Genomic DNA, 13,781 nt, shown 5'->3' with positions numbered 1-13,781 from the left:
TAAATATTAGTATGTTTTTAACGTGATTTTAATAGATGTTATATTTGCTTTACGATAAAATGATTATAGTGTAAAGATACACTATAAGTGTAAAGTGATAACAAATGGGTGTTTTTACACTTGTGGTTATTAGTTTTTTCTAAAGCAAGATGATGAGTTTTTATTATTCAAGTCAGCGAAGACAATTTGATGTAGCGGTTATTAGAGGAAGTTCTTTATATAAATCGTAATTTAAAATTTTTAAGGGTATTTCTGTATAGGAAGTAGTAGCAAAAGGAGAGGCGATATGAAAAAAACAAAAATGAAATATAGCATAGTTTTTAGTTTATTACTATTAACATCATGTGATATATCGGATGAAGAAATTGAACAAAAAGCACAAAATTATACAAAAGCGGAATATGGTATGTCTGTTAAATTAAACGGAGTTGAAACACTGGATAACGGAAAGGATTTCCTTGGTCCAAAGGGGCGGATAGCTTCTGTGCAGCAAGTCGATGAACCGCATTTGCAATTTCAACTTTATTTTGATGGACAAATCTCTCCAGAAGTAAATAATGACAATTATAAAATGAAAAAGAAAACATATGATTTACAAAAGAAATTTAATACATACTATGGAGAAAAAGAGAATAACACTATACTTACTTTTGATCAAATGCAGACTGGGGATAATGTTTCCGATAAGAATGCTGAGAAAGAAATAGCGAAGAAAAATTTACAGCAGTATTATACGGTAGTTTTTAGAAGTAATACTGTTTTAGATGTAAATAATCCTGTACATATGGAAACATTAGCGGAGGTTGCAAGAAGTATTCAGGAATTTAATAAAACGATTGAAAATAGTAAAAGTAGTGTAGAAGATATAACGATTCAGCTGCCAAATACTAATAAAGATGTATTACAAAATATTGCTGTAGATTATATAGTAACGGCTGAAGATGCGAAAAAGACCCTTGAGAAAAAGGTTGATTATATGAAAGTTTTACAGTCTACAAAGTGAAAAAAGCATTATCCGAAAAAATTGTCCTTCCTCAGGTGTGAAGGGCAAAAGTCTGACATCTTTACTTATTACAAAACATATAGTATGATGATTTCAATAAATTAGATTTCAATGAACATAAAATATAAATTAATGAGAGGTGCTTTTTGTGAGTGCGGTAGGTACTAAATAGGAAAAATTTAATGAAATAAATCGGATAAGACCAGGGGATTTTTATGTATATCATACCCCTAATTTTGTCATGCATTTATTTCGAAACCTATGAAGATACCTACAATACTTTATAAAGCGTGTAATAAGGGGATTGCCATTTGTTTTTATGGCTTATTTTCTCATATGTTATTACACATGCCTTGTAAATGTAAAAGCTGCGGTATCCCCGCAGCTTTTTTGTATATGTTTTTAATGTATAAAAATGATAATTGAATAATGTAGAACTCATTGGAATCTAATGAGTAGGTATCTTCATTGATGATAAAAACCAATCATAGTGAGGAGAAACAAAATGAATACGATGACTTTTGAAAAGTTACAATATAACGAATTAAAGGATATAGTGAAATCTTATTGTGTAAGTGGATTAGGTAAAGAACTATTAAATAAATTAGAGCCGAGTACGAGTATAAAAGTAGTGAGGAATCGCTTGAATGAAACGACAGAAGCACGAGCTATAGTAGATGCAGAAGGGCATGTGCCTTTCTTCGGAATTTCTAATATCGCTAGTACAATTCAAAAATTAGAAAAAGGGATGATTTTAGATCCAGCAGAGTTAGTAAGTGTTTCAGACTTTTTACGTGGCTGTAGAAAGATTAAAAATTTTATGTTAGATAAAGAATTTTTTGCGCCAGTATTAGCTTCTTATGCGAATTCAATGACTGAATATAAAAGTATTGAAGAGGAAATTAACTTTTCAATTAAAGGAAATAGCATTGATGCAGCTGCGAGTAAAGAGTTAAAACGAATTCGAAATAACATTGATTCTGTAGACGGAAAAATAAAAGAACGTTTAACGAAGTTTTTAAATAGTAGTGCAAATAAGAAATATATTCAGGAATTCTTTATTAGTAAGAAGGACGATAGGTATACGATTCCAATTAAATCTTCTTATAAAAATCAAGTTGCGGGAAGTATAGTTGAAGCTTCCGCTAAAGGTTCAACTGTATTTATAGAACCGCATACGGTTACAAAGTTAAATACGGAACTCGCAAGTTGGAAAGCAGAAGAAGCGATGGAAGAGTATCAAATTTTAGCGACTTTATCAGGAATGGTATTAGAAAATATTTATCATATAAAAATTAATATGGAACTAATTAGCCAATATGATATGGTATTTGCGAAAGCGAAGTTTAGTAAATCAATCGATGGAATAGAGCCGAAATTAAACGATCATGGCTACATTCATTTAATGAATTGTAAGCATCCGCTTTTAAGTGGAAAAGTAGTACCATTAAACTTTGAAATCGGTCAAGAATACCGTAGTTTAATTATTACTGGGCCGAATGCAGGCGGGAAAACAATTGTGCTAAAAACAATTGGATTGTTAACATTAGCGACAATGTCAGGCCTTCACATCGCTGGAGATAAAGAAACGGAAATTGCTATTTTCGAAAATGTATTTGTAGACATTGGTGATAACCAAAGTATCGAAAATGCACTAAGTACATTTTCATCTCATATGAAAAATCTTTCTGAAATTATGAGGATGTCAAATAATAATACGTTACTGTTATTTGACGAAATAGGAAGCGGTACAGAACCGAATGAAGGTGCGGCGCTTGCGATATCTATTTTAGAAGAATTTTATCTTGCGGGATGTATTACAATTGCGAGTACGCATTACGGTGAAATTAAACGCTTTTCAGAAATGCACGATGATTTTATGAACGCAGCAATGCAATTTAATAGTGAAACACTAGAGCCACTTTATAAATTAGTGATCGGTAAATCAGGTGAAAGTAATGCGCTTTGGATTGCGAATAAAATGAATGTGAGAGAACATGTACTGCAAAGAGCGAAAGAGTATATGGGAAATAAAGAATACGCTATAGAAAAAGTGAATGAAAGTAAGATTAGAAAACCGAAAATGGTGCAAGAAAAAAGAGAAAATGACTATGAATATAAAATCGGCGACCGTGTGAATTTGTTAGATCATAACGATTTCGGGATTGTATATAAGGAAAAAGATAATTTCTATAATGTCGTTGTATATTATAACGGTGAATTCGTTGAAGTGAATGTGAAACGTATTACTTTAGAGGTAGCGGCGAAAGAATTATACCCAGAAGGATATGATTTAAATACACTATTTGTTGATTATAAAGAAAGAAAAATGCAACACGATATTGAGCGCGGATCGAAAAAAGCGCTTCGTAAAATTGAAAAAGAAATAAGAAAGAATAGAGGATAATATAGAATGGTAACGATTAGACAAGAACAAAAAAATGATTATAGAAAGACAGAAGAAGTTGTAAAAGAGGCATTTTTAAATGAAGAATTTAGTGATAAAAAGGAACATGAACTTGTAAAACGTATTAGAGAATGTGACGCGTTTATTCCTGAATTATCAATCGTTGCAGTAGATGAGGAAATAGTCGGGCATATTATGTTATCGAAAATTACAATAGAACAAGATGGGACTACTGTAGATTCATTAGCACTTGCACCAGTTTCAGTAGCACCAAGCCATCAGAAGAAAGGAATTGGTGGAAAGCTTATTGGAGCTGCGTTAGAAAAAGCGAAAGAACTTGGATACGGGTCAGTTGTAGTATTAGGACATCCAGAGTACTATCCGAAATTCGGATTTAAAAAAGCAAGTGAGTGGAATATAAAAGCACCATTTGAAGTGCCTGAAGAAGTGTTTATGGTAATGGAATTAACAGAAAATGCTCTTGAAGGTGTAGAAGGGGTTGTACAGTATTCGAGTGCTTTTGCTGAGTAGGAGAATCGATTAAGAAATGTAATCATAAAAGATGCTATCTTTTTGTAGGGATATACAGAAAGATAGCTTTTTTTATTAAGCAGATCTACTTACGTATATTTTGCTCAATGAATAATTGAGATGGTAAAATTGATATAGAAATGTAAAGGGAGAGAATATGATGAAGAATCGAGAAACAGATAGCAATGAGAATGTAGTTACGTTATATGTTACAAGACACGGTAAAACAATATTAAATGCGAATCATCGCGCGCAAGGTTGGGCAGACTCTCCGTTAGTAGAAAAAGGTGTGGAAGTTGCCTCTAATTTAGGAACGGGATTAAAAGATGTTCATTTTGCGAATGCGTATAGTAGTGATAGCGGTCGAGCGATTGAAACTGCTAATTTAGTATTAAAATATAGTGAGCAATCAAAATTGAAACTTGAGAAAAGAAAAGATTTACGAGAATTAAATTTTGGTATTTTTGAAGGTGAAAAACTTGAAAATATGTGGGATGTGGTTAGAAAAGCTGCGGGCGTTGCATCTCCAGAAGAACTCATGAAGTTTTCTATTCAAGAAGTGATTAATCTTATTAGAGCAGCAGACCCTACGAAACAGGCGGAAGATTGGGAATTATTTTCTACTCGCATAAAAACAGAGATTGATAAAATTAGTGAAGAAGCTGCTAAAAATGGAGGTGGCAACGTTCTAGTTGTCGTTCATGGGCTTTTGATTACTGCCTTAATAGAAATGTTAGACAGTAGTAAAACAAAACTTGGAGTGGAAAATGCTAGTGTGACGAAGATTGTATATCAAGATGGAACATACACAGTCGAGTCTGTTGGAGATATGAGTTATGTTGCAAAAGGGAAAGAAAGTGTGGAAATATAATTATATCTCAAATAGAAATAAGAAAGGGAAGCTAGAAAATCTAGCTTCCCTTTCTTATTTTGTAAATTATGGGGTTAATAAAATCTTCCCAGTACTTTTTCGGCTCTCTAATAATTCATGTGCAAGAGCACCATCTTGTAAAGAGAATGTAGTAGGACTTGCAATGTTTAGTTTTCCAGTTGTAATCCATTCGAATAATTGAGAGGAACGCTCTTTTCGCTCTTCGTGAGTCGTAAGCACATTCCAGAGATCTCCGCCGGTTAAAGTCTTTGAAGTATCCATAAGCATACGTGGATCTACAGGCGTTGGATTACCGCCAGCCATTCCGTAAAATACGACAGTACCACCAACTTTAGTCGCTTTAAAGCTTTCTTCTAATGTAGAACCTACGGATTCATACACAACATTTACTCCGGCACCATTAGTTAATTCAAGTACTTTCGTATGCCATGCTTCAGTATATAAAAATACGTGATCAGCACCAGCTAACGTGGCTACTTGTGCTTTTTCTTTTGATGATGTAAGACCGATTACTTTTCCGCCCTGTAGTTTAATCATTTGAACGAGAAGTTGACCAACGCCACCAGCTGCAGCGTGTACTAAAACTATATCGCCTTGTTTTATTTGATAGCTATCTTTCGTTAAATAATGTGCTGTTAGACCTTGCAATAAGACAGAAGCGGCTGTTTCAAAAGAAATAGAGTCTGGAAGTGTAATTGCTTTTTCAGATGGAACGGCAACTAATTCTGCATTTGAGAATGGAACGTCAGCAAATGCAATGTGGTCTCCGGGATTGATAGTAGTAACGTTAGCTCCTACTTTTTCAACAATACCAGCGCCTTCATAACCTAATATATAAGGCGGGTTACCAGCGAGATGATAATCGCCGCGGCGTCTATAAATATCAGCGAAATTTAAACCGATTGCTTGCATGCGAACAAGAACTTCATTTGGATTTATGATTGGATCATGTATTTCTTTATATTGTAGTACATCAGCGTCTCCGAATGCTTCGAAACAAAGTGCTTTCATATGGAATACCTCCATTTATATTGTTTGTCGATGTTCTTTATCATACAATACAAATATCAATAGGCAAAGAGGATTATTTCGATAAAATCAATCGGAAATATCGATTGAAAAGAGGGATGATAAATGGAGATAAAACAATTAATTACATTTAAAATAGCTGCAGAGACTTTGAACTTTACACAAACTGCGAAGAAATTAAACTTTGCACAATCGAGCGTAACGGCGCAAATTAAAACGTTAGAGGCTGAGCTCGGTACGCCATTATTTGAAAGATTAGGAAAACGTCTTTTCTTAACTGAAGCAGGCAGGAAGTTTCAACTATATGCTGATAAGATGATTGCACTCAGTAACGAAGCGAAAATGGCTGTGAAAGATGATGAGGAAATAGCGGGTACGTTAATAATCGGTGCACAAGAAAGTCAATGTACATATAGGCTTCCATCTATATTAAAGAAATTTAAAGCACAATTTCCCCAAATAAAGCTTATATTTAAACCTGCACATTCCAATAAAGATGCGAAGGAACAATTGATGGAGGGGAAAGTAGATCTTGTATTTATTTTGGACGAATGTAAAACAGAGGATGTTTTACATGTGGAGCCACTTATGAAAGAAGAATTAAAAGTAGTAGCTGCTCCTACGCATCGTTTACTTGAACAACCTTCCGTTTCTACAAAAGATTTAGAAAGCGAAACACTTTTACTAACAGAACTAGGTTGCTCGTATCGGACTTTATTTGAAGAGTTATTCCGTGCGGAAGATGTATACCCAGCAAATAAGATTGAATTTGTTAGTGTCGAGGCAATTAAACAATGCGTTATTGCAGATTTAGGTATAGCAGTTTTGCCAGCAATAGTAGTAGAAAAAGATATACGAGAGGGAACGATAAAGGAATTAGTCTTAAAGAATACAATCACTCCGATCTATACGCAAATTGCTTGGCATAAAGATAAATGGATGACAGCGCCACTGCAGCAATTTATTGAGGTGACGAGGGAGTCTTTTAATTAACGGGTGTTATAAGTGAGGAATTAATATAATAAACGATTAACTTATTTACGGAAAGAAAGAGCATGTTTTGAAATAGATTAATCAAAACGTACTCTTTCTTTTTTGTGTTTATCCCGCTATTTGTGGGCAGTAAGACTCCCACCTTAAAATTTGGCTGGAGCAAAGAAGTTAGGTGGGAGATCAACTGCCCGTAAACGCCCGATTGGTGAAGGCTAATAATCAGTGGAGGACGAACAAAGCCCCCACTGATTATTAGCCTTCACTTTATTAAGTTCAGTTGCAGTAATTAATTAACTAAGGTCTGTGTCAGGAGGAGTGTATCCGAGGTGACGAGCCATGGATACAATTTGACCTTTATGATGAAATTCATGTGTTTCCGCATGAGTTAAAAGCCATAACGGAGTTGTGCTCCAAGGTTCTTTTTTCCATTTTACTTCATTTGCTATATTTTCGAGCCAACGGTCATTGTATTCATCTAAAAAACGCATTACAACCTCATCGACTAACTTAAATCTAGCACGAACTTTCTCGACATCTGCATGCTCAATTTCATAATCACTAGCGAATGAAAAATCTGCTCGTTTTTGCTTGAATGCGAATGATCCAAGCCAGTATCGGTAGCAATCAGCTACATGAATATGGGTTTTTAAAATGCTGCCACTTCCGAAATTAGGAACTGTGCTGTGCAATTTTTCTCGTGGAATTTCTTCCAAAAATGTAAATAGATGTTCCCTTGTAGAACTAATAAGATTATATTGTTGTTTTAAAACATGTAACATGTAATTACACTCCTCTTTTGTTTACTGTAATATTTGTGCAGTAAGTATTTCTATATTTATGAGGAGTGGTCCTTTTTTATTGTTTTCAGTAAGCATATTAGATGTATTTTTTAATTGTTTCTGATAGATTAAACAAGGTGAAACTTTAATAAGTTTAACATCCTTAGTTCATAATAAATTGTACATAAAAAAGGAGACGATAAAATGAATAGAATAATTGGTTTAAAACAATTTGAAATAACGCGTGGGGCATTACTTCAATTTATGGAAACGTTAGATGACAAAACTGCGGATACGCAGCCGGAGGGCTTTAACAATACAATTCGCTGGCATATCGGTCACGTGTTAACGGCGGCAGAAGTTTTCATGTTTGGAAAAGAATTCAAACAATTACCAACTGAATATCCAGGTATGTTTGGATATGGTTCAAGACCATCTAAATGGAAAACAGAAGGGCCATCATTAGAAGTGTTAACGGTTCAATTAAAAGAACAAGCGAAGCGCATTCAAGAAATTCCAGCAGAAGCATTTGAAAATAAACTTCCAGAGCCATTCCTAGGATTGGAAACAGTAGGAGAGCTATACGGTATGATGCTTTATCATGAAGCAGACCATATTGGGCAAATGAAGGCGATGGAACGTATTATTAAGGCTCTTTAGTTTTGGGTAAAGTTAAATAATATATAGACAAAAAAGGGTAGATAATTTATTATCTATCCTTTTTTGTTGTTGAACTTCTTGAAGGATTAAGGATTATGAACGCTAATCATCGTGATGCTGATGAAGAAGGAAAGAAAACCAACCAACCAACCAACCAATTAGGATAAAGAAACATCCTAAATTTTATGGTAGTTATTATTTTTTTTGTATTACTTAATAGAAAAATATTGAAAATAATACAGAAGAAAGTATAAGGTTGCAAAATCTGTATGAAATAGGGTATTCCTAAATATGGAATATACGTATAATAAAAGAGAGGAACTAGAAAATGGGGGAATACTATGATTACATTGGAACAAAAGTTGGAGCAATACACACATACATATGCACAGTTAAAGGGAGAACTAAAATGGAAAACGAGTGATTCTCGAACAGGTATGATGATTGCTGCTATGTATGCAGGTAGTGATAAACTGTTTGATCTCGGACGTTTTTTAGAAATTAGTAGTTATATTAAGAATCAGGTAGGGATGTTTTCATACTTAAAGTCTTATCATCGCTTTGTGGTGTCCGCAACATTAGATATTCACTTTACAGATTACAAGGAAGCTTTTCAGAGGTTTTTAGATTTATATGAACAATTGGTCGCTGGTGGCTTTAGCCGGAGTATATTTACTTATCTCGCAGCAGCTGTGCTTTTAACAGAAGAAAATGAACAGCATGGCACGCACATTCAGCGTTCGATGCAAGTATATAAACGGATGAAAGAGGATCATCTTTTTCTTACAGGTACAAATGATTATCCACTCGCGGTTTTACTAGCAGGACAATCAGAGAATGTAGAAACACTTATGGACCGAGTAGAACGTCTTTATCAGAAACTAGCGAAAGCTGGTTTGCGTAAAGGGAATGATCTTCAGTTTTTAAGTCATATCCTCTCACTAAAGAAGGATGTCCGTGAAGAAATGTTAGTTGCAAAATGCACAAACATATGGAAGTTGTTAAAACAAGAAAAGGTAAAAGTGAAACAGATGCATTATCCAGCTATCGGGCTACTAGCGTTACTTGAGGATGGAGAAAAAGAGATTCATTCTATTAAAGCGTTGATTGAAAAATTGCAGGGGGAGAAATTATTCCGTTGGCATACAGATACGAATATTCTTATTGCTATTCAACTGTTCGTAAGTCAGAAAGGTGAGGAGAGTAAAGCTACCAACACAGGTTTACAAACTATGATAGAAGTCCTAATACAAGCACAACAGGCAGCTATGATGGCAACGATTGCCGCTTCATCTGCAGCAACCTCTTCTGCTAGTACTAGTTCATAATGTGCAACTGCTTATGCTCTCGTAAATTATGATGAACCTATAATGCCTTTGATGAGGATGGTTTAAAAAAGGCCCATCACTCTCTAATGAGTGATGGGCTAACTGTTTTTACATAATCAGCATTATCTTTTCGACTGCTTCAAATGTTTGAGTTGTGTAACAATCATAATGCTAATAACAACGAGTAAAAACCATGAGCTAATTTTGCTTAAGTGAACGAGGCTCCATGTTTCCCGTTGATTTGGATATTGCCATGCTCCGAAGAAGGTAGCGATGTTTTCTGCAATCCAAATAAAGAATCCGATAAGGAAAAATGAGAGTACGAGCGGCATTTTATATGTAACGCCTCGTAATGAAAATTCCACAAATGTGCGAAAGAAAACAATGAATAAAATTAAAGTTAATACCCATCTAAAGTCATATAGAAAATGATGTGTAAAAAAATTAAAGTAAATCATTGCTCCTAGAGGTATTGCAAAAATAGCTTTCGGCCAATGATGCATTTGTAAATGCAATCTTCTCCACGCTTGGCATATGTAACTTGCGACACTCGCATACATAAAACCGCTGTAAAGCGGAACTCCGAAAACTTTTGAATACGCCTCTTCAGGATAACTCCATGAACCGAAATGTACTTTATATATTTCTAGTAAAAGGCCGATGAGGTGGAAGACAGTAATTACTTTTAGTTCATCTTTTGTTTCAAGACCTGTTTTGTACATAATCCACTGCATAAGAAGACATACGATGAGTATGAAATCATATCGGTACAGCCCTGGAATCGAAATGATTTTTGAAAGAGCAAGTGTTAAAAAAATAACGACAGGGAACAAACAGGATAATGCTTGTTCATAAGTAAAATAGAGTAGTTGTTTTACATAAAACATGTTTTCACCTTCAGGATTATTATTTGAAAAATCAAAATAATAACTTAGTATACTACAAATTTGAAAATAAAACAGTACATCATTTTGCATGTATTTGGAAGTTTTAGAAGGGAATTGTAATAAGTATTTTGATAGTTTAACAAAGTAAAAAAATAGTTTGCTATTTAAAAAAAGTGGGGATATAATATCTAAATGAAAATGATAATTATTATCAATAATGATTATAAATAAAAAATAATTATAAAAAAGAACTGAATATAAAGGATGAAATGAAACATGTTACATAAGTCTACTGTACATGCTGGCAATAATCGCTGGATACATATTAAGTTCATATGTTTCATGAGCTTAACAATTATATGTTTAATTGGAGCTATATTTTTAGCCGTTGCATTTGGTGCAAAGGATATCCATTTGCAAACTGTGTGGGCAGCGGTTTTTGATTATAATCCGAAATTAACACAGCATCAAATTATTTATGAATTAAGGCTCCCAAGGGTAATTGGCGCAGCAGTTGTAGGAGCTGCTTTTGCAGTCGCTGGAGCTGTTATGCAAGGGGTAACACGAAATCCTTTAGCTGATGCAGGTGTACTTGGAATAAATGCAGGTGCGATGTTTGTAGTAGCACTTAGCTTTGCTTTTTTCCCGCATATGCCGTATTCCTATTTAATGATTGTCTCCTTTATTGGAGCAGTTTTAAGTACAGTACTCATTTTTATTATTGGATCAGCAACATCAGGCGGGCTAACGCCGATGAGGTTAACGATTGCAGGGGCAGTTATGGCCGCGCTTTTACATTCGTTAAGTTCAGGTGTCGCGATTTATTATGACTTAAGCCAAGATTTAGCGTTTTGGTATGCTGGTGGTGTTGCGGGAGTTAAGTGGGAACACTTGAAATTTTTAGTGCCTATTATTCTCATAACAATTGTTTTTGCGACAGCGCTAGGGCGATCTATTTCACTCATATCCATGGGGGATGATGTCGCTACAAATTTAGGTGTAAAAACGAACCGAACGAGAATACTCGGGATGATTATGGTAGTGATTCTAGCAGGTGTTTCTGTTTCAGCTGTTGGTTCCATTGGATTTGTAGGATTGGTCATCCCGCACATTGCTAGAAAATTAGTAGGTGTTAATTATCAACTTATTATTCCTATGTCAGCATTATTAGGAGCTATTTTATTAGTTTTAGCTGATTTAGGAGCAAGAACAGTAAATCCTCCTAAAGAACTTGCGATAGGAATTATGGTAGCTCTTGTTGGAGTTCCGTTCTTCCTCTATATAGCACGTAAAGTTGGGAGTGAGCTATAAGTGAAGAATCTTTTTAGCACGGATAAAAAGAAAGCTATTACTGTAACTACAATTTTCGGATGTATAAGTATTGCTATAGTTTTGATTAGCTTAAATACGGGAACGCTGAGCATCGCACCGCTCAAAGTAATTCAAACGCTTTTTGGCTATGGTGATTTTGAGAGTGCAACCGTGCTATACGATTATCGTATGCCAAGAATTATAATCACAATGTTAGCTGGTATTGGCCTTGGAGTTTCCGGTGCGATTTTGCAAGGATTATCTCGGAATGCTCTCGCAGATCCTGGTATTCTCGGATTACACTCGGGTGCATCTTTCGGGCTTATTGTATTTGTTACTTTCTTTCATTCTATTAACGAGAGTGCATCGATTTTAATACCGTTATTTACATTTGGCGGAGGAGTGTTAGCTGCATTTCTTATTGTTTTGCTTGCGAGTGATCGGTCGAAAGGTTTACTTCCCATTAGACTTATTCTTGTTGGTATTGCAGTTTCAGCTGGTTTTAGTGCACTTTCGTTATTTTTCTCGCTCAAGTTAAATGATGAGACGTATACATTCGCTTCTAGGTGGTTAGTTGGTAACGTGTGGGGAAGAGATTGGATTCATGTCCTAGCATTATTACCTTGGATTTTGATACTAACTCCGTACGCATGGCTGAAATCCAAAACGTTAAATGCACTTTCACTAGGTGATAGTGTAGCAGCAGGACTTGGTGTATCTGTTCAAAAAGAACGGTTACTGCTTTTAGCTACAGCGGTAGGATTGTCTTGTGCAAGTGTATCAATGGCAGGGGGAATTGGCTTTATCGGCTTAGTTTCTCCGCATATCGCAAGAAAGTTAGTAGGTAGTACATATCAACATTTCCTTCCGTTAGCTGGCATAATTGGAATGATTATTTTAGTACTCGCGGATACGATAGGGCGATCTTTATTTGAGCCAAACTCTATTCCAGCTGGCGTAGTAGTAGCGGCTTTAGGTGCGCCATATTTTCTTTATTTACTTACAAAAACAAAATAAATACTTCAAAGAGGAGAACATATGAAAAAGAAACTTACTATTTTATTTAGCATTATGTTTATTTTAGTATTATCAGCATGTGGTCAAACGAAATCTAGTGAAGAGGCAACTAAAAAAACTGAAAAAAGTAATGATCCAAAAATTGCTTCTATGTCTATTCATTTAACGAATAACTTACTTGCATTAGGAATTACACCGGTAGGTTCTGTAATTGGTGGAGATTTAAAAGATTTCTTACCTCACGTGAAAGAACAGTTGAAAGATACGAAGAAACTTGGCGTTGTAACAGATCCGAATATGGAAGCGTTACTTCAATTAAAGCCATCTGAAATTTATGTTGATGAAAAATATGCTGGTAAAGATTTAGCGAAATACGAAAAAATTGCAAAAACACATACTTTTAATTTAGATGAAGGTACGTGGAGAGATCATTTAAAAGAAGTAGGTAAACTTGTAAACCGTGAGAAAGAAGCAGATAAATATATTCAAGACTATGAAGAACAATCAAAACGAGTAAAAAGTTTAATAGATAAAGAGTTAGGTACTAACGAAAAAGTAATGGCAATTCGCGTTACTGCAAAAGAATTACGTGTATTTAGTACGAAAAGACCGATGGGACCAATTTTATTCCAAGACTTAGGATTACAACCTGCAAATGGTGTAGAGAAAATTGATGGAAACCGTCCTTTCGAAGTAATTTCACAAGAAGTATTACCTGACTTTGACGCAGATGCTATTTTCGTTGTTGTAAATAGAGATGATAAAGCGAAAGCAGCATTTAAACAACTGCAAGAAACACCAATTTGGAAAGACTTAAAAGCTGTTAAAGGTAAGCACGTATACATTATTAATGATCAACCATGGCTTGACTATTCTGCTTTAGGTAACAAAATGGCAATGGATGAAGCAGAGAAAATGTTTACGAAATAATACAATTTTGCTAT

The 13,781-nt window shown here is 34.8% G+C and carries 12 protein-coding genes and 1 pseudogene; 10 read left to right on the top strand and 3 right to left on the bottom strand.

Annotation, left to right across the window (positions count from 1 at the left end; all coding sequences use genetic code 11):
• The first annotated feature begins 286 nt into the window (after positions 1–286).
• The 4 genes from NSQ08_RS15790 to NSQ08_RS15775 all read left to right on the top strand — a co-directional run bounded on the left by NSQ08_RS15790 (position 287) and on the right by NSQ08_RS15775 (position 4,812).
• The gene (locus NSQ08_RS15790; RefSeq protein ID WP_002142611.1) at positions 287–1,003 is read left to right on the top strand and encodes a hypothetical protein; all 717 of its coding nucleotides are present in this window, start codon (positions 287–289) and stop codon (positions 1,001–1,003) included.
• Positions 1,004–1,508: 505 nt separating this feature from the next.
• The gene (locus NSQ08_RS15785; protein WP_002033444.1) at positions 1,509–3,410 is read left to right on the top strand and encodes an endonuclease MutS2; all 1,902 of its coding nucleotides are present in this window, start codon (positions 1,509–1,511) and stop codon (positions 3,408–3,410) included.
• A gap of 6 nt (positions 3,411–3,416) precedes the next feature.
• The gene (locus tag NSQ08_RS15780) at positions 3,417–3,941 is read left to right on the top strand and encodes a GNAT family N-acetyltransferase (RefSeq protein ID WP_002142610.1); all 525 of its coding nucleotides are present in this window, start codon (positions 3,417–3,419) and stop codon (positions 3,939–3,941) included.
• 160 nt (positions 3,942–4,101) lie between these two features.
• On the top strand, positions 4,102–4,812 hold the full coding sequence (locus NSQ08_RS15775; protein WP_340776707.1) for a histidine phosphatase family protein: 711 nt from the start codon (positions 4,102–4,104) through the stop codon (positions 4,810–4,812).
• Positions 4,813–4,878: 66 nt separating this feature from the next.
• Here NSQ08_RS15775 and NSQ08_RS15770 read toward each other — a convergent pair whose 3' ends face one another.
• Positions 4,879–5,844 (bottom strand): quinone oxidoreductase family protein, encoded by a 966-nt coding sequence (locus NSQ08_RS15770; protein WP_002142609.1) that lies wholly within the window; start codon positions 5,842–5,844, stop codon positions 4,879–4,881.
• Positions 5,845–5,967: 123 nt separating this feature from the next.
• On the opposite strand from NSQ08_RS15770, the gene NSQ08_RS15765 reads away from it, so the two are divergent.
• Complete coding sequence (locus NSQ08_RS15765) at positions 5,968–6,855, top strand: LysR family transcriptional regulator (protein WP_002033449.1); 888 nt, start codon at positions 5,968–5,970, stop codon at positions 6,853–6,855.
• A 290-nt stretch (positions 6,856–7,145) separates the two neighbouring features.
• Here the strand turns inward: NSQ08_RS15765 and NSQ08_RS15760 are convergent, their stop codons facing one another.
• Positions 7,146–7,634 carry a DinB family protein gene (locus NSQ08_RS15760; protein WP_002142608.1) on the bottom strand — a complete coding sequence of 163 codons (489 nt, stop codon included), beginning with the start codon at positions 7,632–7,634 and terminating at the stop codon, positions 7,146–7,148.
• A 204-nt stretch (positions 7,635–7,838) separates the two neighbouring features.
• Here NSQ08_RS15760 and NSQ08_RS15755 point away from each other — a divergent pair, with 204 nt between their 5' ends.
• Together NSQ08_RS15755 and NSQ08_RS15750 are read left to right on the top strand one after the other, a co-directional pair.
• The gene (locus NSQ08_RS15755; protein ID WP_002033453.1) at positions 7,839–8,294 is read left to right on the top strand and encodes a DinB family protein; all 456 of its coding nucleotides are present in this window, start codon (positions 7,839–7,841) and stop codon (positions 8,292–8,294) included.
• A 291-nt stretch (positions 8,295–8,585) separates the two neighbouring features.
• Positions 8,586–9,622, top strand: a pseudogene (locus NSQ08_RS15750) (DUF4003 domain-containing protein).
• A gap of 122 nt (positions 9,623–9,744) precedes the next feature.
• On the opposite strand, the gene NSQ08_RS15745 reads toward NSQ08_RS15750, so the two are convergent.
• On the bottom strand, positions 9,745–10,509 hold the full coding sequence (locus NSQ08_RS15745) for a DUF817 domain-containing protein (protein WP_002142605.1): 765 nt from the start codon (positions 10,507–10,509) through the stop codon (positions 9,745–9,747).
• Between the two features lie 276 nt (positions 10,510–10,785).
• Here NSQ08_RS15745 and NSQ08_RS15740 point away from each other — a divergent pair, with 276 nt between their 5' ends.
• Genes NSQ08_RS15740 through NSQ08_RS15730 form a run of 3 tightly spaced genes read left to right on the top strand, consistent with a single transcriptional unit; the run spans position 10,786 to position 13,767 of the window.
• A complete protein-coding gene (locus NSQ08_RS15740; RefSeq protein ID WP_002142603.1) occupies positions 10,786–11,820 on the top strand; it encodes a FecCD family ABC transporter permease in 1,035 nt (344 codons plus the stop codon).
• The gene (locus NSQ08_RS15735; protein ID WP_002142602.1) at positions 11,821–12,837 is read left to right on the top strand and encodes a FecCD family ABC transporter permease; all 1,017 of its coding nucleotides are present in this window, start codon (positions 11,821–11,823) and stop codon (positions 12,835–12,837) included.
• Between the two features lie 21 nt (positions 12,838–12,858).
• Complete coding sequence (locus NSQ08_RS15730; protein WP_016120578.1) at positions 12,859–13,767, top strand: iron-hydroxamate ABC transporter substrate-binding protein; 909 nt, start codon at positions 12,859–12,861, stop codon at positions 13,765–13,767.
• The last annotated feature ends 14 nt before the right edge of the window (positions 13,768–13,781 follow it).

Source organism: Bacillus sp. FSL E2-8887 (genome assembly GCF_038007205.1).
Lineage (GTDB): Bacteria > Bacillota > Bacilli > Bacillales > Bacillaceae_G > Bacillus_A > Bacillus_A mycoides.
This window is presented reverse-complemented; position numbering and strand designations above follow the sequence as displayed.